The organism is Arthrobacter sp. BG3, assembly GCF_056680185.1.
The window spans coordinates 2802542-2824455 of the sequence record NZ_CM155270.1 but is presented as its reverse complement, the minus strand read 5'-3'; the positions used below and the strand labels follow the sequence as shown (position 1 = coordinate 2824455).

At 67.5% G+C, this 21914-nt stretch carries 24 protein-coding genes; 15 read left to right on the top strand and 9 right to left on the bottom strand.

Annotation, left to right across the window (positions count from 1 at the left end):
• Positions 1-87: 87 nt before the first annotated feature.
• From AC1MFL_RS12705 to AC1MFL_RS12680, 6 genes are all read left to right on the top strand, one after another.
• On the top strand, positions 88-1617 hold the full coding sequence (locus AC1MFL_RS12705) for a fumarylacetoacetate hydrolase family protein (RefSeq protein WP_479810201.1): 1530 nt from the start codon (positions 88-90) through the stop codon (positions 1615-1617).
• Complete coding sequence (locus tag AC1MFL_RS12700; RefSeq protein ID WP_479810199.1) at positions 1610-2341, top strand: GntR family transcriptional regulator; 732 nt, start codon at positions 1610-1612, stop codon at positions 2339-2341. The genes AC1MFL_RS12705 and AC1MFL_RS12700 overlap by 8 nt, the downstream gene beginning before the upstream one ends.
• An 83-nt stretch (positions 2342-2424) precedes the next feature.
• Positions 2425-3945 (top strand): 5-carboxymethyl-2-hydroxymuconate semialdehyde dehydrogenase, encoded by a 1521-nt coding sequence (hpaE, locus tag AC1MFL_RS12695; RefSeq protein ID WP_479810198.1) that lies wholly within the window; start codon positions 2425-2427, stop codon positions 3943-3945.
• A gap of 112 nt (positions 3946-4057) precedes the next feature.
• Positions 4058-5143 (top strand): 3,4-dihydroxyphenylacetate 2,3-dioxygenase, encoded by a 1086-nt coding sequence (hpaD, locus tag AC1MFL_RS12690; protein WP_479810197.1) that lies wholly within the window; start codon positions 4058-4060, stop codon positions 5141-5143.
• A gap of 2 nt (positions 5144-5145) precedes the next feature.
• Complete coding sequence (hpaH, locus tag AC1MFL_RS12685) at positions 5146-5931, top strand: 2-oxo-hept-4-ene-1,7-dioate hydratase (RefSeq protein WP_479810195.1); 786 nt, start codon at positions 5146-5148, stop codon at positions 5929-5931.
• The gene (locus AC1MFL_RS12680) at positions 5916-6827 is read left to right on the top strand and encodes an HpcH/HpaI aldolase family protein (protein WP_479810193.1); all 912 of its coding nucleotides are present in this window, start codon (positions 5916-5918) and stop codon (positions 6825-6827) included. Before hpaH ends, AC1MFL_RS12680 begins: the two co-directional genes overlap by 16 nt.
• Positions 6828-7109: 282 nt before the next feature.
• On the opposite strand, the gene AC1MFL_RS12675 is transcribed toward AC1MFL_RS12680, so the two are convergent.
• Both AC1MFL_RS12675 and AC1MFL_RS12670 read right to left on the bottom strand, forming a co-directional pair.
• Positions 7110-7679, bottom strand: coding sequence for a GNAT family N-acetyltransferase (locus AC1MFL_RS12675; RefSeq protein WP_479810191.1), 570 nt, complete (start codon positions 7677-7679; stop codon positions 7110-7112).
• Positions 7680-7800: 121 nt separating this feature from the next.
• Positions 7801-8970 carry an acetate kinase gene (locus AC1MFL_RS12670; RefSeq protein ID WP_479810190.1) on the bottom strand — a complete coding sequence of 390 codons (1170 nt, stop codon included), beginning with the start codon at positions 8968-8970 and terminating at the stop codon, positions 7801-7803.
• A gap of 194 nt (positions 8971-9164) precedes the next feature.
• On the opposite strand from AC1MFL_RS12670, the gene AC1MFL_RS12665 reads away from it, so the two are divergent.
• Entirely contained in the window at positions 9165-9431 is a 267-nt protein-coding gene (locus tag AC1MFL_RS12665; protein WP_479810188.1) for a hypothetical protein, read from the top strand.
• A 47-nt stretch (positions 9432-9478) separates the two neighbouring features.
• Here the strand turns inward: AC1MFL_RS12665 and pta are convergent, their stop codons facing one another.
• Positions 9479-11590 (bottom strand): phosphate acetyltransferase, encoded by a 2112-nt coding sequence (gene pta / locus AC1MFL_RS12660; RefSeq protein ID WP_479810187.1) that lies wholly within the window; start codon positions 11588-11590, stop codon positions 9479-9481.
• A gap of 175 nt (positions 11591-11765) precedes the next feature.
• Here pta and AC1MFL_RS12655 point away from each other — a divergent pair, with 175 nt between their 5' ends.
• From AC1MFL_RS12655 to AC1MFL_RS12635, 5 genes are all read left to right on the top strand, one after another.
• Positions 11766-12074, top strand: coding sequence for a hypothetical protein (locus AC1MFL_RS12655; RefSeq protein ID WP_479810185.1), 309 nt, complete (start codon positions 11766-11768; stop codon positions 12072-12074).
• A gap of 236 nt (positions 12075-12310) precedes the next feature.
• Positions 12311-12853 (top strand): hotdog fold thioesterase, encoded by a 543-nt coding sequence (locus AC1MFL_RS12650; RefSeq protein WP_479810184.1) that lies wholly within the window; start codon positions 12311-12313, stop codon positions 12851-12853.
• Positions 12854-12869: 16 nt separating this feature from the next.
• Positions 12870-14198: a phenylacetate--CoA ligase PaaK gene (paaK, locus tag AC1MFL_RS12645; protein ID WP_479810182.1), complete on the top strand. Its 1329-nt coding sequence runs from the start codon at positions 12870-12872 to the stop codon at positions 14196-14198.
• Between the two features lie 84 nt (positions 14199-14282).
• On the top strand, positions 14283-14888 hold the full coding sequence (locus tag AC1MFL_RS12640; protein ID WP_479810181.1) for a TetR/AcrR family transcriptional regulator: 606 nt from the start codon (positions 14283-14285) through the stop codon (positions 14886-14888).
• Positions 14889-15021: 133 nt separating this feature from the next.
• Positions 15022-15888: a DUF427 domain-containing protein gene (locus AC1MFL_RS12635; protein WP_479810179.1), complete on the top strand. Its 867-nt coding sequence runs from the start codon at positions 15022-15024 to the stop codon at positions 15886-15888.
• Positions 15889-16444: 556 nt separating this feature from the next.
• Here the strand turns inward: AC1MFL_RS12635 and AC1MFL_RS12630 are convergent.
• From AC1MFL_RS12630 to AC1MFL_RS12610, 5 genes are read right to left on the bottom strand one after another with little or no spacing between them, the layout of a single operon-like run.
• Positions 16445-17062 carry an Asp23/Gls24 family envelope stress response protein gene (locus AC1MFL_RS12630; protein ID WP_479810177.1) on the bottom strand — a complete coding sequence of 206 codons (618 nt, stop codon included), beginning with the start codon at positions 17060-17062 and terminating at the stop codon, positions 16445-16447.
• 48 nt (positions 17063-17110) lie between these two features.
• The gene (locus AC1MFL_RS12625) at positions 17111-17698 is read right to left on the bottom strand and encodes a DUF6286 domain-containing protein (RefSeq protein WP_479810176.1); all 588 of its coding nucleotides are present in this window, start codon (positions 17696-17698) and stop codon (positions 17111-17113) included.
• The gene (locus tag AC1MFL_RS12620) at positions 17695-18147 is read right to left on the bottom strand and encodes an Asp23/Gls24 family envelope stress response protein (RefSeq protein WP_479810175.1); all 453 of its coding nucleotides are present in this window, start codon (positions 18145-18147) and stop codon (positions 17695-17697) included. The genes AC1MFL_RS12625 and AC1MFL_RS12620 overlap by 4 nt, the downstream gene beginning before the upstream one ends.
• Positions 18144-18323 carry a hypothetical protein gene (locus tag AC1MFL_RS12615; RefSeq protein ID WP_226758630.1) on the bottom strand — a complete coding sequence of 60 codons (180 nt, stop codon included), beginning with the start codon at positions 18321-18323 and terminating at the stop codon, positions 18144-18146. The genes AC1MFL_RS12620 and AC1MFL_RS12615 overlap by 4 nt, the downstream gene beginning before the upstream one ends.
• A gap of 58 nt (positions 18324-18381) precedes the next feature.
• Positions 18382-18885, bottom strand: coding sequence for an Asp23/Gls24 family envelope stress response protein (locus tag AC1MFL_RS12610; RefSeq protein WP_479810173.1), 504 nt, complete (start codon positions 18883-18885; stop codon positions 18382-18384).
• Positions 18886-18959: 74 nt separating this feature from the next.
• Here AC1MFL_RS12610 and AC1MFL_RS12605 point away from each other — a divergent pair, with 74 nt between their 5' ends.
• The 3 genes from AC1MFL_RS12605 to AC1MFL_RS12595 all read left to right on the top strand — a co-directional run bounded on the left by AC1MFL_RS12605 (position 18960) and on the right by AC1MFL_RS12595 (position 20666).
• The gene (locus AC1MFL_RS12605) at positions 18960-19673 is read left to right on the top strand and encodes an RNA polymerase sigma factor (RefSeq protein WP_479810171.1); all 714 of its coding nucleotides are present in this window, start codon (positions 18960-18962) and stop codon (positions 19671-19673) included.
• 209 nt (positions 19674-19882) lie between these two features.
• Complete coding sequence (locus AC1MFL_RS12600) at positions 19883-20278, top strand: Asp23/Gls24 family envelope stress response protein (protein WP_479810169.1); 396 nt, start codon at positions 19883-19885, stop codon at positions 20276-20278.
• A complete protein-coding gene (locus AC1MFL_RS12595) occupies positions 20271-20666 on the top strand; it encodes an Asp23/Gls24 family envelope stress response protein (protein ID WP_479810167.1) in 396 nt (131 codons plus the stop codon). Before AC1MFL_RS12600 ends, AC1MFL_RS12595 begins: the two co-directional genes overlap by 8 nt.
• A gap of 658 nt (positions 20667-21324) precedes the next feature.
• Here AC1MFL_RS12595 and AC1MFL_RS12590 read toward each other — a convergent pair.
• Positions 21325-21732 (bottom strand): VOC family protein, encoded by a 408-nt coding sequence (locus AC1MFL_RS12590; protein WP_479810165.1) that lies wholly within the window; start codon positions 21730-21732, stop codon positions 21325-21327.
• Between the last annotated feature and the right edge of the window lie 182 nt (positions 21733-21914).

The window sequence follows — 21914 nt, the reverse complement described above, 5'->3', positions numbered from 1 at the left end:
AAAACTCCCGCCAACAGGGGGTTGACGTTCCACGCTTCCTGGGCAATAGTTTTCGTATACGATTTCGTACTCGATGAGGAGCTACTTTTGGAACAGGTCACCGACCACACTCTGGCCGCGGCCCGCAAAGTCATCGCGGTGCACATCAACTACCCCAGCCGGGCAGCCCAGCGCGGCCGCACCCCCGAGCAGCCGTCGTATTTCCTCAAGCCATCGTCCTCCCTGGCCCTCAGCGGTTCAACGGTGGAGCGGCCGGCCGGGTGCGAACTCCTCGGCTATGAGGGCGAGATCGCGCTGATCATCGGCAAGGCCGCCCGCCGGGTTGGCATCGAGGACGCCTGGAGCCACGTCGAGTGGGTCACCGCCAGCAACGACCTCGGCGTCTACGACCTCCGCTACGCCGACAAAGGCTCCAACCTCCGCTCCAAGGGCGGCGACGGCTTCACGCCTGTGGGCCCGGGGCTGATCGCCGCGGACGCCGTGGACCCGGCCGGCCTGCGGATCCGCACCTGGCACAACGGCGAACTGGTCCAGGACGACACCACCGGTGACCTGCTCTTCCCGTTCGCCCGGCTGGTCGCCGACCTGTCCCAGCTGCTCACCCTCGAGGAGGGCGACATCATCCTGACCGGCACCCCCGCCGGGGCGTCGGTGGCCAGGCCGGGCGACGTCGTCGAGGTGGAAGTCAGCGCCGCAGTCGGTTCCGACGGCACGACGGCGGACGGAGCCGCTTCCGGCGGCCTCACCACGGGCCGGCTGGTCACCCTGGTGGCCGAGGGCACGACGCCGTTCGGCGACTTCGGCGCCCAGCCCCGGACCGATGACCTGCAGCGGGAGGAGGCCTACGGCTCCCGCGCGGCAGCCGGGCTTCCCGACGTCGGGCATGTCCAGTCGGCAGAGGCGCCGGCTCACGTCCTGACCCCGGAGCTGAAGGCGAAGCTGGAGAGCGTCTGCACTGCCACCCTGTCCTCCCAGCTGCGCAAGCGCGGCCTGAACAACGTCAGCATCGACGGCCTGACCTCCACCCGGCCGGAGAAGCGGATCGTGGGCCTGGCCCGGACTCTGCGCTACGTGCCCAACCGCGAGGACCTCTTCAAGACCCACGGCGGCGGCTTCAACGCCCAGAAGAAGGCCATTGACTCCGTCAACGAGGGCGAGATCCTGGTGATGGAGGCGCGCGGCGAAAAGGGCACGGGCACCATCGGCGACATCCTGGCCCTCCGCGCCCAGGTCCGCGGCGCCGCAGCCATCATCACCGACGGCGGCGTCCGCGACTTCTCCGCCGTCGCCGCGATGGACATGCCCACCTACTACGCCAACCCGCACCCCGCGGTCCTGGGGCGCCGGCACATCCCGTGGGACACCGACATCACGATCGCCTGCGGCGGCACCACCGTGCAGCCCGGGGACATCATCGTGGCCGACGCGGACGGCATCCTGGTGATCCCGCCGGCGCTGGCCGCGGAGCTCGCGGACGATTCCATTGCCCAGGAACGCGAGGAAGCCTTCATTACCGAGATGGTGCGCCAGGGCCACAGTGTGGACGGGCTGTACCCGTTGAACGCTGAGTGGCGGGCCCGCTACGAGAACTGGGAAGCAGGCAAAGCCAATGAATGACACCGCAACTGCCGGCGCAGCCACCGGCACCGCCCCCGGCGCAGCCACCCGCACGGCCCCGCACACCGCCAGCAAGTCCGAGCAGGCCTATGCGGCCGTCAAGGCCCGGATCGTGGACGGGACCTACTCCCCCGGCTACCGGCTGGTGCTGGCGAAAATCGCCGACGACCTGGGCGTCAGTGTGGTCCCGGTCCGCGAAGCCATCCGCCGGCTCGAAGCCGAAGGCCTGGTGAAATTCGAGCGCAACGTCGGAGCCACGGTCGCCGGGATCGACCCCACCGAGTACCTCTACACGATGCAGACCCTCAGCATCGTCGAGGGCGCCGCGACCGCCCTGTCCGCCCCGCTGATCGGGCCGGCGGACGTGGCCCGCGCCCGGGCCGTCAACGCCGAGATGCGCGACTGCCTGGAGCACTTCGACCCCGTCCGGTTCACCGCACTGAACCAGGACTTCCACAGCGTCCTGTTCGAGCACTGCCCCAATCCGCACATCCTGGACCTGGTCCACCGGGGCTGGAACCGGCTCGCGTCGCTGCGGTCCTCGACGTTCCGTTTCGTCCCGGGGCGGGCGCACGACTCGGTCGACGAGCACGAGGAACTCCTCCGGCTCATCGAATCCGGAGCCGGCGCCGACGAGATCGAAAAGGCCGCCCGTCTGCACCGCTCCGCCACCCTGGACGCCTACCTCGCCCAAAGCAACGCGGGGTCACTTAGCGCCCATTAAGCGGCCCCGCATGGGCCGTAAGTGACCCCGCGTTGCAGCATCAGCGCTGCAATATCAGCTTGCAAAATCAGTAAGGAAAAACAATGACGTTTACCGCCGAAGTAGCCACCACCCATTACGTCCCGCAGGATCTGACCACCCACATCCAGCACTACATCAACGGCGAGTTCGTTGATTCCGTCAGCGGCAAGACCTTCGATGTGCTGGACCCGGTGTCCAACACCAACTACGCCACCGCGGCGGCGGGCCAGAAGGAGGACATTGACCTCGCCGTCGCCGCCGCCCGGGAAGCGTTCACTAACGGCCCGTGGCCGCGGATGAAGCCGCGGGAACGCGCCCGCATCCTGAACAAGATCGCCGACGCCGTCGAGGCCCAGGAGGCACGGCTCGCCGAGCTCGAGACCTTCGACACCGGCCTGCCGATCACCCAGGCCAAGGGACAGGCGCTGCGCGCGGCGGAGAACTTCCGCTTCTTCGCGGACCTGATCGTGGCGCAGTTCGACGACGCCATGAAGGTCCCCGGCGCGCAGATCAACTACGTCAACCGCAAGCCGATCGGCGTCGCGGGCCTCATCACCCCGTGGAACACCCCGTTCATGCTGGAGTCTTGGAAGCTGGCCCCGGCGCTGGCCACCGGCAACTGTGTTGTCCTCAAACCCGCGGAGTTCACGCCGCTCTCCGCCTCGCTCTGGGCGCAGATCTTCAAGGACGCCGGCCTGCCCGACGGCGTGTTCAACCTGGTCAACGGCCTCGGCGAGGAAGCCGGCGACGCCCTCGTCAAACACCCCGACGTCCCCTTGATCTCCTTCACCGGGGAAACCACCACCGGGCAGACCATCTTCCGGAACGCCGCGGAGAACCTCAAGGGCCTGTCCATGGAGCTCGGCGGGAAGTCGCCGTGCGTCGTGTTCGCCGACGCCGACCTCGACGCCGCGATCGACTCGGCCCTGTTCGGGGTCTTCTCGCTCAACGGCGAGCGCTGCACCGCAGGGTCCCGGATCCTGGTGGAGCGCGCCGTGTACGAGGAGTTCTGCGAGAAGTACGCCGCCCGGGCGAAGAACATCGTCGTCGGTGACCCGCACGATCCGAAGACCGAAGTCGGCGCCCTGGTCCACCCCGAGCACTACGCCAAGGTGGCCTCCTACGTCGAGATCGGCAAATCCGAGGGCCGGCTGCTCGCCGGCGGCGGACGCCCCGACCACCTCCCGGAGGGCAACTACATCGCGCCCACGGTGTTCGCCGACGTCGCCCCGGACGCGCGGATCTTCCAGGAGGAGATCTTCGGCCCGGTCGTGGCGATCACACCGTTCGAGACGGACGAGGAAGCCCTGGCCCTGGCGAACAACACGAAGTACGGGCTCGCGGCGTACATCTGGACCCAGAACCTGACCCGGGCGCACAACTTTTCGCAGAACGTCGAGGCTGGCATGGTCTGGCTGAACAGCCACAACGTCCGGGACCTGCGCACCCCGTTCGGCGGGGTCAAGGCCTCCGGACTCGGCCACGAGGGCGGCTACCGCTCGATCGACTTCTACACCGACCAGCAGGCCGTCCACATCACCCTCGGCACCGTTCATACCCCCAAGTTCGGCTCACACTCCTAAGTTCGGCTCACACTCCTAAATTCGGCCCAGGGCCTAGGCGGCGCTGCCGCCCCAGCCGGCCAGCCGCCGTCGTACCTTCCCCCAGAACCCTCCTCAACGAAGAGAGAAGACCATGACCAATTTCATCCCCACCCCCACGGTCCCCGCTCCGGACATTGTCCGCTGCGCCTACATGGAGATCGTTGTCACCGACCTCGCCAAATCCCGCGCGTTCTACGTGGACGTCCTGGGCCTGCACGTGACCGAGGAGGACGAGAACAACATCTACCTGCGCTCCCTGGAGGAGTTCATCCACCACAACCTGGTGCTGCGCAAGGGACCCATCGCCGCCGTCGCCGCGTTCGCCTACCGGGTGAAGTCCCCCGCCGAGGTGGACGCCGCCGAGGCCTACTACAAGGAACTCGGCTGCCGCACCGAACGCCGCAAGGAAGGCTTCACCAAGGGCATCGGCGACGCCGTCCGCGTCGAGGACCCGCTGGGCTTCCCCTACGAGTTCTTCTACGAGACCGAGCACGTCGAACGCCTCACCCAGCGCTACGACCTTTACTCCGCCGGTGAACTGGTCCGGCTGGACCACTTCAACCAGGTCACCCCGGACGTCCCGCGCGGCCGGAAATACCTCGAGGACCTCGGCTTCCGGGTCTCGGAGGACATCCAGGACTCCGACGGCGTCTCCTACGCCGTCTGGATGCACCGCAAGCAGACCGTGCACGACACCGCCCTGACCGGCGGCAACGGCCCGCGCATGCACCACATCGCCTTCGCCACCCACGAGAAGCACAACATCATCCAGATCTGCGACAAGATGGGCGCCCTGCGCATCTCCGACCGGATCGAACGCGGCCCCGGCCGGCACGGCGTCTCCAACGCCTTCTACCTCTACATCCTGGATCCGGACGGCCACCGCGTGGAGATCTATACCCAGGACTACTACACCGGCGACCCGGACAACCCCGTCGTCACCTGGGACGTGCACGACAACCAGCGCCGCGACTGGTGGGGCAACCCCGTGGTCCCGTCCTGGTACACCGAGGCCTCCCTGGTCCTGGACCTCGACGGGAACCCGCAGCCCGTCGTCATCCGCGAGGAAAAGTCCGAGATGGCCGTGACCGTCGGCGCCGACGGCTTCTCCTACACCCGCAAGGACGGCGCCCCCGAAGGTGACCGGACGGGCTTCAAGCTCGGCGCGCAGCTCTAGCCATGCTGGATGCCAAGACGATTGAGGCCATCGCCGATGAGCTGCTGGAGGCCGCCCGACGCCGGACTCCGGTTCCGCTATTGACCGCCCGTTACCCGGGGATGACGGTCGAGGATTCCTATGCCGTCCAGCAGCTCTGGCGGCAGCGCAACGAGGAAGCCGGGCGGAAGCTGGTGGGCCGCAAGATCGGCCTCACCTCCAAGGCCATGCAGGCCGCCACCGGCATCACCGAGCCGGACTACGGCGCCATCTTCGATGACATGGTGCTGGAGACGGGCTGCTCCGTGGAATGGGACAAGTACACCCATCCCCGCGTGGAGGTCGAACTGGCCTTCGTGCTGAAGAAGGACCTCGCCGGCCCCGGCTGCACCATCTTCGACGTCCTCAATGCCACGGACTATGTCATTCCGGCCATGGAGATCCTCGATTCCCGGATCCAGATGGAGGGCCGGACCATCGTGGACACCATCTCGGACAATGCCGCGATGGGGGCCATGGTGATCGGCGGCAACCCGGTCAGACCGGACGCCGTGGACCTGCGCTGGGTCTCGGCCATCCTCTACAAGAACCAGACCGTGGAGGAAACCGGCGTCGCCGCCGGGGTCCTGGACCACCCCGCCAACGGCGTGCACTGGCTCGCCAACAAGATCGCCGCCCACGGGGACGGGCTGAAGGCCGGCGACATCATCCTCGCCGGCTCCTTCACCCGGCCCCTCTGGGTCTACAAGGGCGATACCGTCCACGCCGACTACGGACCATTGGGAGTTGTCACATGCCGCTTCGAGTAGAACCTGCCCCCACATTCGGCGACGCCCTGCGCAACCAAACCGGCGGTGCCGGCCGCCCGCTGGCCGGGATGTGGGTCTGCTCCGGCAGCCCGCTGGTGGCCGAGCTCTGCGCCGGCTCCGGGCTGGACTGGCTGCTGGTCGACGCCGAACACAGCCCCAACGGGCTCGAATCCATCCTGGCCCAGCTGCAGGCCGTCAACGGCTACCCGGTCCACACCCTGGTCCGGCCGCCGGTGAACGACACCGTGCTGATCAAGCAGTACCTGGACCTGGGCGTGCAGAACCTGCTGATCCCGATGGTGAACTCGGCGGCCGAGGCGGAGGCCGCAGTCGCCGCCACCCGGTACCCGCCGCACGGCGTGCGCGGCGTCGGTTCCGCCCTGGCGCGCGCCGCCCGCTGGAACCGGGTCCCCGACTACCTTGCCCGCGCCAGTGAGACCATCAGCGTCACCGTCCAGATTGAGTCCACGGCAGCCGTTGACGCGGTGGACGCGATCCTTGCCGTGGACGGTGTGGACGCCATCTTCCTGGGGCCCTCGGACCTCGCCGCCTCGATGGGGCTGCTGGGCCAGCAGGAACACCCCCGGGTACGCGCCGCCGTCGAACACTGCCTCACCACTGCAGCTGCTGCGGGCAAACCCGCCGGGGTGAACGCCTTCAACCCCGCCACCGCACACCACTACCTGGCCGCAGGGGCAGCCTTTATTCTGGTGGGCGCCGACGTGGCGCTGCTGGCCCGCGGCTCGGAGGCACTCGCCGCGGACTTCGTCCGGCCCGACGGCGGCCGGCCCGACAGCCTCCTGCCAGACGGCGGCTCTCCCGACGGCATCCTGCCCGACGGCGGCTCTCCCGCAGATGGGGACACGCATGCCGGAGACTCCCCCGCCAGCTACTGACCAGCTCCTGCACCCGTTTGCCACGAATGGTCGCTATGGGAGGTCCCATAGCGACCATTCGTGGCAAATGGGTGCGGCATAGCGGCCATTCGTGGCAAACGGGCGACATCCGGGCCACACCCTCCGCGGCATAGCGGCCATTCGTGGCAAACGGGCGACATCCGGGCCACACCCTCTGCGGCATAACGGCCATACGTGGCAAACGGGTGACACCGCGGCCACACCCTCGGGCGGCATAGCGGCCATACGTGGCGAATGGGTGAGTCCCAGGCCACGTGAGCCCTAAGAGGAGTGCCGGGACTTCCATTCGTGCTCGAGGAGAGCGTAGACGACCTCCGTGGCCCACTGGCCCTTGTAGTGCCACTTGTCCACCTGGGTGGATTCCCGACGCATGCCGAGGCGTTCGCAGAGCGCCGCGGAGGCCGTGTTGAGCGCGTCGAGCTTGGCATCGATCCGGTGGAAGTGGAGCTCCTCGAAACCCAGCTTGAGCAGGGCTTCGGCGGATTCCGTCGCGACGCCCTTGCCGCGGGCTTCCGGGGCGAGGCTCCAGCCGATCTCGGCCTGGCCGCAGCCAGGCAGCCACTTCAGCACCACCTCGCCGAGCAGTCCGGGGGAATCCGCGGCCTCGATGGCCAGACAGATCCAGTCGCTCTCCTTCTCGAACACGAAGTTGGCGTACTTGCCCACGGACTCCATCGACTTGGTGTAGCTCTTCGCCTCCCCCGGCAGGAAGCGTGCGGTCTCAGGCAGCGAATGGTAGGCGTGGTACGCGTCCAGGTCGCCGGCCTCGAAGCGGCGCAGCACCAGCCGCCCGGTCCGGATGGGCAGAGGGAGTGGCTTGGGTTCCGTCATGCCCCCAACGCTACCCGCCGCCCAAGTGGCTCGCAGCAGGGGCCGTTTGGGACGCTCAAAACGGCCACAACTGCTTGTTACTTGGGATTTTTTGCTAGCTACCTGGGATTTTGGAGGGCCGTTACGGAGCAACCGATGAGCGGGCGACGACGGCGGACGTGGCCTCGGCGATGGCCCGCTCCTCGTCGGTGGGCACCACGAGCACCGGGATGGCCGAGGACGGCGAGGAGATCACGCGGGGTTCCTTGGACCGCTCCCGGTTCAGGCCGGCGTCGAGCTCTATGCCCAGGGCACCCAGCCGCTCCGCCACGAGGGTGCGGAACTGGTGCGAGTTCTCCCCGATCCCGGCGGTGAAGACGAGGGCCTTCGCCCCGCCGACGGCCACGTGGTAGCCGCCGATGTACTTCGCGAGGCGGTAGGAGGCGACGGCGAGCGCCATGGCCGCCTTCGCATCGCCCGCCTCCGCGGCCTCCACCACCGAGCGCATGTCGTTGTTGCCGGCGAGGCCCTTGAGCCCGGACCGGCGGTTCAGCATGGAGTCGAGGTCCTCCGGGGACCAGCCGGCCCGGCCGAGGAACACGAGGATGGACGGGTCCAGGTCACCGGAGCGGGTGCCCATCACCAGGCCCTCCAGCGGCGTGAAGCCCATGGAGGTGTCGACGGAGTGGCCGCCGCGGATCGCCGTGACCGAGGCCCCGTTGCCGAGGTGGGCGATGACGGCGTCGAACTCATCCACCGGGACATCCAGCAGCGCCGCCGCCCGGTGCGCGACGTATTCGTGCGAGGTGCCGTGGAAGCCGTACCGGCGGATCCCGTGGTTGGTGTAGAGCTCGTCCGGCACCGCGTAGCGCCAGGCGTGCTCGGGCAGGGTGCGGTGGAAGGCGGTGTCGAACACGGCGACCTGCGGCATGTCCGGCCACTTCTTCGAGATCGCGCGGATGCCGAGGACGTTCGCCGGGTTGTGCAGGGGTGCCAGCGGGTTGAGCCGTTCGATGGCGCGGGTGATCTCGTTGTTGACCAGGACCGGCTCGGCGAAGCGCTCCCCGCCGTGCACCACGCGGTGCCCGACGGCGTCGAGCTCCCGGTCCCCGAGCGCCTTGTGGATCTCCGCGTCCACCAGTTCCAGGGCCTCCGCGTGGTCGCGGGGGCCCTCGGGCGCGCCGTCGCCCTCGCCGCCGGAGCCCATGCCGATCTTCTCGACGAGTCCCTCGGCGAGCACGCTGCCGGCCTCGACGTCGCGGACCTGGTACTTGAGCGAGGATGAGCCTGAGTTGATAACGAGCACGAGCATGGGGCCTCCTACGCCTTGGCTTTTGCGCTGACCCCGGAGGGTGCGTCGGGACGGGCATCACGCCGGAGCCTGGCGGAGCGCTCCGTGGGACCCACTATAAATTGCCGGACCGGCGAGGGCGCCCATTCGTTGCGTAAGCCGCGGCGGGCGCCTAGAGTCGGCGGAGCAACTGCACAACTCACGAAGGGACCTTCATGACTGACGACACGACCCAGCAGGACAGCACCGAGCCGGAGGGCACCGAGCCCGCCAGCGGTTCCGGCAAGCCGGATCCCACCGGCGTCGAGGGCTCCAACCCGGCGCTGGACGACACGGGCAAGTTCAAGGCCGCCGAGACCGGAGAAGCCCCAGAGGCCCCGGAGAACCTGGAGGACCTGGACCTCACGCCGTCGGGCCTGGCCAACGAGCCCGCCAAGGAAGAAGAAACCGACAGCCCGGTGGAGCCGGAAAACACTGACTAAGCATGGGCCGCTGACTACGCGTGGGCAGCTGCCCAGGCATTAGCTGACTAGGCATGCGCAGCCGCGGGGGCCTTCACGGTGGCGGCCTCCGCCGACTGCGCCTGGACGGCGGTGATGGCCACCGTGTTCACAATGTCCTCCACCGTGCAGCCGCGGGAGAGGTCGTTCACCGGCTTGCGGAGTCCCTGCAGCACGGGCCCGACGGCGACCGCCCCCGAGGACTGCTGCACCGCCTTGTAGGTGTTGTTGCCGGTGTTGAGGTCCGGGAAGATGAACACGGTCGCCTGCCCTGCGACGGTTGAGCCCGGCATCTTGGACTCGGCGATGGCAGCGTCCACGGCTGCGTCGTACTGGATGGGACCCTCGACGGCGAGGTCCGGGCGGCGTGACCGCACGAGCTCGGTGGCCTGCCGGACTTTGTCCACCGCCTCGCCGGTGCCGGAGCCTCCGGTGGAGTAGGAGAGCATGGCCACCCGCGGCTCCACGCCGAACTGGGTTGCGGTCTCGGCCGAGGCCAGCGCGATGTCCGCCAGCTGCTCCGCGTTCGGGTCCGGGTTGACCGCGCAGTCGCCGTACACGAGGACCCGGTCCGGCATCAGCATCAGGAACACGGACGAAACGATCTTCACGCCCTCGCGGGTCTTGACGAACTCCAGGGCCGGGCGGATGGTGTGGGCGGTCGTGTGCGCGGCGCCGGAGACCATCCCGTCCACCACGCCCAGCTGCACCATCATGGTGCCGAAGTAGCTGCCATCCAGCATAAGTTCCAGCGCCCGGGCGAGGTCCACACCCTTGTGCGCCCGCAGCTGCGCGTACTCCTCCGCAAACTGCTGCCGCAGCTCCGACGTGGCGGGGTCCACGATGTTCATGCCGGAGAGGTCGACGCCCTGGGTGGAGGCCAGCTCCCGGACCTCCGACTCGTTGCCCAGGATCGTGAGGTCGCAGACGTCCCGCCGGTGCAGGATCTCGGCGGCACGCAGGATCCGCACGTCGTTTCCTTCCGGGAGGACGATGTGACGGCGCTGCAGCCGGGCCCGCTCGATCAGGTCGTGCAGGAAGCGCAGCGGCGTCATCCGTTCCGGCCGAGGCAGGTGCAGCCGTTCCAGCAGCTCGGCCTCGTCCACCCGCTTGGACCACAGGCCCAGGGCGGAGGCCACCTTGCGGCGGTGCCCGGACCAGATCTCGCTGCGCACCTCGGAGACCCGCTTGGCGGTCACGTAGGTGTCGTCCGGGGCGGCAAAGATCGGGAACGGGGCTTGGGCCAACAGCGAGTAGATGGTGGGGTCCGGGGCCAGGCCGCCGGTCAGGATCAGGGCCGACGGGACCGGGAACTCGGGCGAGAACGACGAGGCAAGGCAGGCGACGAGCACGTCGGCACGGTCACCGGGCACGATCACCAGCGCGCCGTCGTCGAGCACGTGCAGGAAGTTGGCCACGCTCATCGCCGCCACCTTGACCGAATGCACGTCACGTTCCAGGTCAGGCAGCCCGGCCACCTGGCCAAGACCGAGGGCGGACGCGACCTCGCCGGTGGTGGGCCGGGCGATCGACTCCAACTCCGGCAGGACATACACGGGCCGGCCCGAGGCGCCGGGGCGGACCTCGGCGGCGATGGCCTCCAGGTCCTCCGGATCTGCGCGGTTGACCATGATGGCCAGCAGCGAGCAGCGTTCGGCGACGAGTTCCTTGCGGGCGACCTCGACGGCGTCGACGGTCTCCGCGACGGTGCGGCCCTTGGCGCCGACGACGGCGATGATGGAGGCGGCCAGGTTGTTGGCCAGCCTGGCATTGAGGTCGAACTCGACGGCGGCGTCCTGGCCGGTCAGGTCCGTCCCCTCCACGATGACGACGTCACAGTACCGGGACATTTCGGCGAAGATCTCCACGCAGCGTGAGTCGATGTCCTCGCGCCGGCCCTCGGCGAGCAGGCTGCGGACTTCGGCGAAGGTCAGCCCGCCCCGGCAGCGTTCATCCTCGAGGTCAAACCGGGCCTTCATCAGGGCCACCATGGGGTCCGAGGCTGCGGAGTGGCCGTTGACCACGGGCTTGAAGAACCCGATCCGGTCCGCGTGCCGGTGCAGGGTGTCCGCCAGGCCCAGGGCTATGAGCGACTTCCCGGAGCCCGGGGTGGTCGCGCTGACGTAGATTCCTTTGGCCATGGTTCGCCCTTAGGTTGTGCCGTGGTGATGCTCGGTCCCTCCATACTTTCACTTGTTGTTGCCGTTTCTCCATGCGGCGCCCGCAGGCCCACCGCAGGACTTTGGCCCCTTACCCGGCCGGCGCCCGCCAGCGAGTGTGGAGGGCAACGGTTTGGTGGGCAGGGCGGAGGATCCCGTGGAAACGCTTCGTGTGGAACTGCAGGACATCGGCGGCACGGCCTGGTGGGCCCGGATCCTCGCCACGCTTTCGTCCCAGTACGGCAGCACACAGTACCGGTTCGTTGGCCGGGTGGCCGACGAGGTCCGCTACTCGAGCTCCACCTTCGTCTCCCCGACGCCGGTTTCGCCGGTTCCGCCGGAAGAAAAATGGGCCCCGGGCATGACACGCAGCCTGGACGAACTCGTCGGCGACATCCGGCAGGACGGATGGACCGAGACCGGCCGGGGCAGCGAACCCTGGTCCCTGACTTTCGAACGGAACTGACCTCCGGGCCCTCCGCTTCGCATCGGGGGCTCCCGCCCAAGTCCCGTGACGCTCCGCGCCCCGGGCTGCCCCGCGCGTTTCCCGAGGTCCGGCACGTTTTCACGGCTTTCCGAGCGTTTTCCGAAGGCTTCGCCGTGTCCGCCGACAGCTTCATCCGCCCGCCAGCTCTTGACAGAAGGCCCCTAAATGGGATTACCTAATGAACATTCGGTAAATAAAGCTGGAGGCAATGACGCATGGCTGAACTGACGATTTCCGGTGACACCCACCCCATCCTTAAAGACGACTACGCGTCGGAGTGGATGGGCATCGAAGTTGTGGCGCTGGACGACGGACATGCCACGATCCGCATGAAGCTCCGGCAGGAAATGCTGAACGGGTTCGGCATGGCCCACGGCGGAATGATCTTCGCCTTCGGCGACACGGCTTTTGCGCTGGCCTGCAACCCCGCCAACCCGGAACCGGCTGCCGAGGGAACCATCACCGTGGCCTCCGGCGTCGATATCAACTTCATTAAGCCGGCGTTCCGCGGCCAGGTCCTGACCGCCGTCGCCAACCGCCGCGCCAGCACCGGACGCAGCGGCCTGTACGACATCCAGATCTACGCCGCCGATCCCGGCGCGGGCGCGCCTCCGGTGCCGCAGTCGGCACCCGCCGCCCCGGCACCCGCCGCCACCGTTCCGACTGCCACGGTCCCGGGCGAACTCCCCACCGATATCCTCCCGGGCGAACTCGTCGCCGAGTTCCGCGGCCGCAGCCGCACCATCTCCAAGAAATAGAAACAGGGAACCCCAGATGACCCAAGAAACCGTCGCACCCACCAGTGATGCTGTCCTGGACCGCGAAGAAATGATCTCCCGCGACGAGCTCGAGGCACTGCAGCTCACCCGCCTCCAGCACACCGTGGCCTACGCCTACGACCGCGTTCCCCTGTACAAGCGCAAGTTCGACGACCACGGCGTCCACCCCACCGACCTCCGCGAACTCTCGGACCTGGGCAAGTTCCCCTTCACCACCAAAGAGGACCTCCGACTGGAGTACCCCTTCGGCATGTTCGCCGTGCCGCAGCACGAGGTGGCCCGCATCCACGCCAGCTCCGGCACCACCGGCCGCGCCACCGTCGTCGGCTACACCAAGAAGGACCTCGCCGACTGGGCCAAACTCGTGGCCCGCTCGCTGCGCGCCTCCGGTGTCCGCCCCGGTATGAAGGTCCACAACGCCTACGGCTACGGCCTGTTCACCGGCGGCATGGGCGCCCACGCCGGCGCCGAGGCCCTCGGCTGCACGGTCATCCCGATCTCCGGCGGCCAGACCGAACGCCAGATCACGCTGATCCAGGACTTCAAGCCCGACGCGATCCTGGCCACCCCGACCTACCTGCTGACCATTGCCGACGCAATGATGAAGCAGGGCATCGACCCGGCCTCCACCTCGCTCAAGTTCGCCGTGCTGGGTGCCGAGCCGTGGACCGAGGAAATGCGCCACGAGCTCGAGGTGACGATGAACATCAAGGCCTGCGACATTTACGGGCTCTCCGAGGTCATGGGGCCCGGCGTCGCCGGCGAGGCCGTGGAAACCCAGGACGGCAGCCACATCTGGGAGGACCACTTCCGCCCCGAGATCATTGACGCCTTCGACCCCACCGTGGTCCTGGGCGACGGCGAACCCGGCGAACTGGTCTTCACTTCGCTCACCAAGGAAGCGCTGCCGATCATCCGGTATCGCACCAAGGACCTCACCCGCCTGCTGCCCGGCACGGCCCGCCCCGCGCACCGCCGCATGGGCCGCATCACCGGCCGCAGCGATGACATGATCATCCTGCGCGGTGTGAACCTGTTCCCGTCGCAGATCGAGGAAATCGCGCTGCGCATCCCCGAGCTGAGCCCGCACTTCCAGCTTGAGCTCACCCGCCCCGAGGGCCAGCGGATGGACCAGCTGACCGTCAAGATTGAACGCCGCGAGTCCGTCACGGTCGAGGGTGTCACCTCCGCCGCCAAGGTCCTGCAGCAGCAGATCAAGATCCACGTCGGCTCCTCCTGCACGGTCGACGTCGTCGAGCCCGGCTCGCTGGAGCGGTCCAACGGAAAGCTGCGCCGGATCTACGACATGCGTCCCAAGGCCTGACCGCATCATGTCAGCCCGCCGGACGGCCCGCCCCGGGCCGCCCGGCGGGCTGACTGATCTCCTGATCGTGAGAAACTAGCGACTATGCCCACAACAGCAAGCAGCACCAAACGCGGCCGTCCCGGCTATGACCAGCAGTCGGTGCTGGTGATCGCGGTCGACGTCTTCAACCGCCACGGCTACGACGCCACGTCCATGGGCATCCTCGCTGAAAACCTGGGCATCTCAAAGTCCGCCATTTACCACCACGTGCCGTCCAAGGGCGACCTGCTGAAGCTTGCGCTGGACCACGCCCTGGGCGGCCTCGAGGCCATTCTGGACGAGCCCCGGGCCCAGACCGGCACCGCCGAGGCCCGGCTCGAATTCGTGCTCCGCGAGACCATCTCCGTGCTGGTGGAGCGGCTTCCGTTCGTCACCCTGCTGCTGCGCCTGCGCGGCAACACCGAGATCGAACGCGACGCCATGGAACGCCGGCGCACCTTCGATCACAAGGTCGCGGCCCTGATTTCCGCCGCCCGCGACGAGGGCTCGCTCCGTCAGGACATCGACCCCCGCACCGTCACCCGGCTGCTCTTCGGCACCATCAACTCCATTGTCGAGTGGTACAAACCCGGCGGCTCCCTCTCCCCCGAGAAGCTGGCCGACGACGTCATCACCATGGCCTTCCACGGACTCCACGTCCCGCAGTAAGCCGCCCGCTTCCTCGTGCTGTCCGCACCGCCCAGCACGTTCCCACGGCCTCCACGTCCCGCGGCAGGTGCCTGGTCCGGGGCGCTGCGAAAATCCCATTGACCGCGCCCCGCGCCCGGGCCACGCTGGGAAGATGGCCACCAGATTGTCCCGGGTGCTCCTGGGCACCTTCCCCCAGCTGCGGTACGAGCCCACCGCCAAAAGGGTCCGCGCGAGCCTCGGCCGGACCGCCGTCGTCGACACGCTGCAGGCCTGCCTGATTTGGGAACCGCGCCGGATCACCCCGATCTACGCCGTGCCGGAGCAGGAACTGCTGGCCGAGCTCGCCCCGCCTGCCCAGCCGGCGGCTCCGGTCCGGGAACACCCCGTCGCCATCCGGCAGGGCGCGGCCCCGACGTCGCTCGACCCCGGGACGTCGTTCGGCAGGCACACCTGCGCCGGCGAGGAACTCGACGTCGTAATTCCAGAGGCGACGGCTCCCCGGGCTGCTTTCCGGCCCGAGGACCCCGACCTGGCCGGCTATGTGGTGCTGGATTTCGACGCCTTCAACTGGCTTGAGGACGATGAGGAGATCATCGGCCACCCGCGGGATCCGTTCCACCGCGTCGACATCCGCGCGTCGTCCGTGGATGTGCAGGTGGCGCTCGACGGCGTCACGCTGGCCCGCACGAACGGCGCGCAACTGCTCTACGAGACACTGCTCCCGGTGCGTTACTACATCCCGCCAGCGGACGTGCGGCTGGACCTGCTGGAGGAGAGCCCCAAGCGGACGATCTGCCCGTACAAGGGCCAGGCCAGCTACTGGAGCCACCCGGGTTCCCCGCAGGGCCGGAACATCGCGTGGAGCTACGACCGGCGGTTCCTCGACGCCGCGCAGATCCACGGCCTCATCAGCTTCTTCAATGAACGCGTGGACCTGACGGTCGACGGCGTGCTCCAATCCCGCCCCGTGTCCCCGTGGTCCCGGCCTGAGGGCCCCGACGGTCCCGACGGTCCTTGACGGCCGCGGCGCGGGATATGCTCCGGCCTCACTCAAGCGCTCCGGGGGGCACTTTGAGGGCTGCGCGACGCTTTTCGCTGACTAGAACCGGCGTCTCTGTGTCAATGTGCCCCCGCCCGACCGACGGCCGACGTCGGCACTCGGCCAGCGACCCTGTCTCACCTGACGGCTGACAGTATGAGCGCGGTGCCTTGGCCAGCAGACAACGTCGGCCTGGCCCGCCTCTCCAGCACACGGCAACCCCCGGTTCGCAGGGGGCGGCCTCAGCAATCGGCGGCGCAGTCCAAGCTCGAGCAGTCCAAGCTCGAGCGGTCCGGAGTCGAGCGGTCCGGGGTCGAGCGGTCCGGGGTCGAGCGGTCCGGGGGCACATTGAGGGCTGCGCGACGCGTTTCGCCGACTAAAGCCGGCGTATCCGCGTCAATGTGCCCCCGCACGGCCGACGGCGGACTCTGTCGCGCGGCCAGCACGCGGCCAGCACGCGGCCAGCGGCCCGATCCCCCTGACGCAGACGCTACGGAACCGACAGGAGCGCTTCGTCGCACGAAAGGATCCTTGGCTAGTAGATGACAGTGCCGGTGGAATGCACCACGGTCCCGGTGCTTTGGGTTCGTCCGCTGATGTCGATCTGCAGCTGGCTGCGCTGCAGGGGCGCCTCCAGAGCGTAGGAGAGCTCCGGCAGGGTGGATGTTTGGAGGCGGTGGATGACGTCCTGGACGTCGGCCCTGTCATTGACCGTCACCCTCAGGCTCAGGTCGGGGGCTCTGGCTGTTCCTCGCAGCAGGACCGCGGAACTGACGACACCGGGGAGGGTGTTGATCCGGCTTTCGACGGCGGCGGCGAGGACGGACGGGTCGCAGAGGGTGAATCCCTGGCTGCCGTCGTCATGGAGGCGGTAGGCGCCTGCCGTGTTTTTCCGTGGGATCTGGGCGATGATCCACAGCAGCCCCAGCACCGCGATGATGACGCCGATGATCAGGAGGGTGGCCGCCACCCACGGCTGCGCAAAGAACGCGTGCAGGTCACCGGTGACGACCGACTCCCAAAGGCGGGCGGTGTTCAAAAGAGCATGCAGTGTCCCGTTGGACTGCAGGAGCAGTGCGGTACCGGCGGCCAGGAGAAGGATGCCGAGAACTGCCAGCCAGATCCGGTTCAGGGTTCCTGCGGTCTGTCTCATCGGAAACCATCCTTCAAATAGTCGCGGCGGGCGGGTGCGCGAATGGTCTTATTCTCTGGACCGGACCGTGGCGGTAACCTGCGGAACCGGGGAGAGCCCGGTTTCTTCCAGACGGGCCCGGACAGCCTCGATGATCCTGGTGCGCAGGTCCCCCGGCTCGTGCAGGGACGTCTCCACGCTCAGGTGTACGCGCCGGGTGGTGGCTGTCGCTGCGGCCGAGCCGACGCCGTCGATCTGCAGGCACCGGGCTTTCGCCAGGCGGGCGACGGCGCGGCGGGTCATCACTGTTTCCCGCTCCTGCACCGGCGGCGCCTCAGCCCCCGCGACGCTGCGGGAATCATCGATTGTGAGGGCATTGAACCCTCCGGGAATGATGGCGCACAGCAACAGGATCACCCCTGCGACGATGGCGGCTATCCCGATCTGCCGGACAGCGGGGTCGTTCCACGCCAGCGCGGCGAGCCAGTCGCGTGGTCCCTGCAGGAGGGTGGGCCAGGTGCCGTTGACCAGCCGGATGATGGTCAGCCAGACCAAGGCGACGCCGACGGCCAGGAGCAGGATTCCGGCGATGAGTGACGGGACGGCGCGGCTGGGCCGGTGCCGCAGGCGCGAGGACCGTTGGCCGTGCCGGCTCATAGCAACTTCCTTCGTCCGTTGGTGTCGGTGGTCAGCCACGAGATCCTGATGTCAACCTCTCGGACGTCAACTCCGGTCAACTCCGTCACCCTGGTCCTGATCCGGCCGCGCAAGGCTTCGGTGGCCTGGCGTAACGGGACCGGGTACCGCATCCCGACCTCGACCCTCAGAGTCGCGATGTTCCCGGCGAGTTCCACGGATGCCTTGGGCCGGGCGGAGAGGTCAGCACGGTTCCCGATGCCCAGAAATCCGCCGGAGGAACCGCCGGCGGAGGACTCATCGCTGGCGACCTGGGCGGCGATTTTCTCGATCACCCTGGCCGCCAGGACGGTCTGCCCCCGCGTGCCCGTCTCGACGAAGTCCGGCCCGGCGTCCCCGTCCCCGGCCCCCGGCAAAGGCCCGTCCCCGGCCCCGGGCAAGGGCCCGGCGTGGGCTCCTGGCGGGTTCATCGGCTCGATGCTCTACCGAACAGGGCCTGCACGTCGAGTTTTCCTTCCGCGACCCGGCCGACCAGCAGTCCGATAAACCCGAGGATCACCGCGGACAGCAACGCCAGCCAGCCGCCGAAGCCCAGAACGATTCCCAGTACTAGACCTATCGTCACGCACCAACGTGTAGTAGACATAGCCATCCTTTTTCCTCATCGTCCCGTTCCCCTTGGCGGAGGATTCTGTGACGGGTGGTTACTGCAGTTGGGTCTTCTGGACCTGCTGGTCGTCGTGTTCCTCGTCGGGCAGGTGGACATCGGTGACATTGATGTTCACTTCGAGCACTTCCAGCCCGGTGGCGCGCTCAACGGACTGAATGATGTTGCGGCGGATGGCCTGGCTGACCTCCACAACGGAGAACCCGTAGTCGACGACAATGGAGACATCGATGGCTGTCTGACGTTCGCCCTTTTCCACGCTGACGCCGCCGCTGACATTGGTCTGGGAACCGGGTATGCGTTCGGTCAATGCGCTGAACGCCCTCCGGCCGGCACTGCCCATGGCGTACACGCCGGGAACCTCGCGGGTGGCAATGCCGGCCAGCTTCTGCACTACGGTTTCCTCGATCGTGGTGTCGCCGCGGTCGGTGTGCAGTGCGTCCCTCACCTTCACTTGTTCCAGCGCGCCGCCGCGCTTCTGCTCCTCGGGTGAGGACACGACGCCGCTGGCAGCTCCGGGGGTTCTGGGTGTCTCTGTCATGGAAAACATCTCCTCGTGGACTGGTGATCGTGCTTACACCGATAAAGACGAAACCCGGCAGAAATCGTCACGTGATGGCGCAGATTTTTTTCCTCACTGGGCAACGGAACCTCGGCACGGTTCCCGGCGTCGCCCGGCTGTGGCATATTGGGGCCAGACACCGGTATGCCACCGGACGGGATGGACAGCGCATGGGTGATCATGGCCCCGGCTTCGAACCGGACCCCGACGAAGGGAGCATCGTCGCGCGGGCCCAGGACGGCGACCTGGCAGCATTCGAACACCTGGTCCTCACCTATCAGTACAGACTCTTTCGGCTGGCGTATCGGATGCTCAACGACCATGGCGAAGCCGAAGACATCGTGCAGGAGACCTTGACAACGAGCTGGCGCGGTCTGCCCATGCTCGCTGATGTCGATGCTTTCGGTGGCTGGATCTACCGGCTGGCGACGAACAAATGCCTGGACCTGCTGCGCAAGCGGTCCGCCCATGCCGTGAACTGCATCCGGCCGGAGGATATGGACACCATTGCCCAAGCTGGCGTACTCGCGGTGTCGGCCATTTCGGATCCGGCCCATGAGGCTGAATGGTCCGTCGAACAGGATGGCCTGACCGCTGTACTGAACACGCTTCCGCCGGCACAGCGGGCCTGTTGGCTGCTGCGGGAAATGCACGGACGCAGTTACGCCGAGATTGGTGTCACACTGAAGATCAGCCCCACGGCCGTACGCGGCACCCTCGCCCGGGCACGGCACCAGATAGCAGAAGGGATGAGCCAATGGCGCTAGATGACATCCCCCGGCTCGGCTGCGGCCGTAGTATCGACCGCATCTGGGCCACCATCGACCGGCCACCCACGGCACACGAAGAACATTGCGAACACTGCCAAACAGCCAGAACCCGGTTGCAGGGACTCAGTGAAGCAACCCATTCACTCCGCGAAAGCGATCTTCACAATCCCGCGCTGAAACCCCGTCCCGCGCTAAAGAACGCCATCATGGACGTGGCTCGCGCTGAAGTCCGCCGTGGCAGCAGAATCCTCCTGCGCAGCGCAGACAGCGGCACCACGGAGATCACCGAACATGCCCTGCGCTCCCTCATCCGGTTCGCGGCAGCAGCGATCCCCGGCGTCCACTCACGGCGCTGCCGCATCGAAATACGCTCAGCCGTGGCCAGCCCCGCCGGTGAAGACCACCCCTCCGGAACCACCGGTACCGCCACCACTGCCGGTCCTCGCCTCATCGTCGATCTTCGGGTTGCCGCAGCCCCGGGCATCGTGATCCCCCGAACAATGGAGTCGTTGCGACGCGAGATCAGCAACGCGCTTCCGGCCGGCGTCGGTATCGGCGCCGGAACCGTCAACATCACTGTTGAGGACCTTTACGATGTCTGAGCAATCCCTCCAAGGCTCCATCATCACCAGCCGGCTCATCGCTTCCATCGCCACCCGCACCGCACTGGAAACACCCGGGGTCCTCAGACTTGAACCCACGATCCAAGGCTTCCTGGCCCGGCTCGGTCCCGCCGCCCTGCAAAACCTCCGCAATCCCGGCAGCCAAGACGGCACCTACCGGCACAACGGCGTCACGGCGACAATCAGCGACGGAACGGCACGCGTCCACCTCGATATCGCCACCGACATTGCCTACACGGCCCTCCACGTCGCCGAAACGGTTCAACAACGCGTGCGTGAAACCATCAGCCACACCGGCCTCACCCCCGGCACAGTCGACGTCACCATCCGCGCCATAGAGCCCCACGGCGGCGCAACAATGCCCTGACCCGGCTGCAATCACCGGCTGCGCACCACCCGGTCGCGCAGCATGCGCCGACACCGGGGAAGCCAACGCCGGGGAGGCCGACACCGCCGCCCCACTCGACTTCCCACCTTGTATTCAAAGCCAGCAGGGCGGCAGGGAGCCGCTAGCAAGGATTTCAAAGGGAAGAGGCACCACAATGGAACCGGTTCAGCTCATCCTGATCATCGCGGGAATCGTCGTCGTCCTGGCGGTCCTGTCCGCGCTGGTGTCTTTTGGCCGGCGCCGAGGTGAAAAACGCGTACGTGACGAAAGGCGGGCCGGAAACGGGGACGCAACGGCCCAGGACCCCAATGAAGACCGCCGGGACCCATAACAGTTGCCGTTTTTTGCGCTCTGCCCGCGGTGTTGTTCGGCGCAGATCCCGCCCGAGCGGCCCGGGGGCACATTGAGGGCCGCGACACCCATTTCGCCGACCAACACCGGCGTGTCCACGTCAATGTTCCCCCGCCCGGCGGGGACGACAGCGTCCAGCGCCGGGCCGGGGACCATCCTGTGCGCTGCCCAGGCCGACGGCGGCGGCCACCGGCGGTTGCGGCGGCGGCTTCCCCGGACCCAAGAACAGCGCCCCGGCAGGCCGGGACGCTGTTCCCCTTGGGTGTACTGGGTGAAATGCTGTTGGTTAGAGCTGGTAATCAGCCGCTGTGGTGATGTTCTCGTGCACGCAGAGGATGTTGTGCTCCGTGTCCATGAACCAGGCGCACTTCTCCGAATCCGTTGTACAAATGTGGTTCTCGGTCTTGAGATCCGGCAGGTCGTAATCCTGGAACTGGATGCCCTTGGACTCCATCTCCTGGACGGTCCGCTCGATCTCGGAGACTTCAAAACTCAGGGTCGTGTGCTCAGAATGCTTTCCGTCCCTGACAGGCATCAACTGCAGCATGGGGCCGCCTTCGCTGCCGAATAGGTCGCTTCCGTCGTCTGCCACTCCACGGTGAGGGAGTCCCAGAGCCTCTGCATAGAAGCGGTGGGCACGCTCTACATCATCGACTGGCAGGACCGTTGTGGCTTTGTTTAGAACTAGGGTCATTTCGCCACCTCCTACGAGCAAAATTTTACGCCGGTGCGGGGTGGAAAGAGCGGGAGAATATACGCGCCGAGGTGAGATTTCGCGCCCATGTCCGCGGGGACAATGGGCGCGAAATCTCACCTCGGCGGCTGGCGGCTCGGCGTCGGTGGCCGGCGGCTCGCTCGGCGTCGGTGGCGCAGGGC

Excerpts from the sequence above, each read along its gene's own strand:
- AC1MFL_RS12700 (WP_479810199.1), top strand. The coding sequence starts at position 1,610 with ATGAATGACACCGCAACTGCCGGCGCAGCCACCGGCACCGCCCCCGGC.
- hpaE (WP_479810198.1), top strand. The coding sequence starts at position 2,425 with ATGACGTTTACCGCCGAAGTAGCCACCACCCATTACGTCCCGCAGGAT.
- hpaD (WP_479810197.1), top strand. The coding sequence starts at position 4,058 with ATGACCAATTTCATCCCCACCCCCACGGTCCCCGCTCCGGACATTGTC.
- hpaH (WP_479810195.1), top strand. The coding sequence starts at position 5,146 with ATGCTGGATGCCAAGACGATTGAGGCCATCGCCGATGAGCTGCTGGAG.
- AC1MFL_RS12680 (WP_479810193.1), top strand. The coding sequence starts at position 5,916 with ATGCCGCTTCGAGTAGAACCTGCCCCCACATTCGGCGACGCCCTGCGC.
- AC1MFL_RS12675 (WP_479810191.1), bottom strand. The coding sequence starts at position 7,679 with ATGACGGAACCCAAGCCACTCCCTCTGCCCATCCGGACCGGGCGGCTG.
- AC1MFL_RS12670 (WP_479810190.1), bottom strand. The coding sequence starts at position 8,970 with ATGCTCGTGCTCGTTATCAACTCAGGCTCATCCTCGCTCAAGTACCAG.
- AC1MFL_RS12665 (WP_479810188.1), top strand. The coding sequence starts at position 9,165 with ATGACTGACGACACGACCCAGCAGGACAGCACCGAGCCGGAGGGCACC.
- pta (WP_479810187.1), bottom strand. The coding sequence starts at position 11,590 with ATGGCCAAAGGAATCTACGTCAGCGCGACCACCCCGGGCTCCGGGAAG.
- AC1MFL_RS12650 (WP_479810184.1), top strand. The coding sequence starts at position 12,311 with ATGGCTGAACTGACGATTTCCGGTGACACCCACCCCATCCTTAAAGAC.
- paaK (WP_479810182.1), top strand. The coding sequence starts at position 12,870 with ATGACCCAAGAAACCGTCGCACCCACCAGTGATGCTGTCCTGGACCGC.
- AC1MFL_RS12640 (WP_479810181.1), top strand. The coding sequence starts at position 14,283 with ATGCCCACAACAGCAAGCAGCACCAAACGCGGCCGTCCCGGCTATGAC.
- AC1MFL_RS12635 (WP_479810179.1), top strand. The coding sequence starts at position 15,022 with ATGGCCACCAGATTGTCCCGGGTGCTCCTGGGCACCTTCCCCCAGCTG.
- AC1MFL_RS12630 (WP_479810177.1), bottom strand. The coding sequence starts at position 17,062 with ATGAGACAGACCGCAGGAACCCTGAACCGGATCTGGCTGGCAGTTCTC.
- AC1MFL_RS12625 (WP_479810176.1), bottom strand. The coding sequence starts at position 17,698 with ATGAGCCGGCACGGCCAACGGTCCTCGCGCCTGCGGCACCGGCCCAGC.
- AC1MFL_RS12620 (WP_479810175.1), bottom strand. The coding sequence starts at position 18,147 with ATGAACCCGCCAGGAGCCCACGCCGGGCCCTTGCCCGGGGCCGGGGAC.
- AC1MFL_RS12615 (WP_226758630.1), bottom strand. The coding sequence starts at position 18,323 with ATGTCTACTACACGTTGGTGCGTGACGATAGGTCTAGTACTGGGAATC.
- AC1MFL_RS12610 (WP_479810173.1), bottom strand. The coding sequence starts at position 18,885 with ATGACAGAGACACCCAGAACCCCCGGAGCTGCCAGCGGCGTCGTGTCC.
- AC1MFL_RS12605 (WP_479810171.1), top strand. The coding sequence starts at position 18,960 with ATGGCGCAGATTTTTTTCCTCACTGGGCAACGGAACCTCGGCACGGTT.
- AC1MFL_RS12600 (WP_479810169.1), top strand. The coding sequence starts at position 19,883 with ATGGACGTGGCTCGCGCTGAAGTCCGCCGTGGCAGCAGAATCCTCCTG.
- AC1MFL_RS12595 (WP_479810167.1), top strand. The coding sequence starts at position 20,271 with ATGTCTGAGCAATCCCTCCAAGGCTCCATCATCACCAGCCGGCTCATC.
- AC1MFL_RS12590 (WP_479810165.1), bottom strand. The coding sequence starts at position 21,732 with ATGACCCTAGTTCTAAACAAAGCCACAACGGTCCTGCCAGTCGATGAT.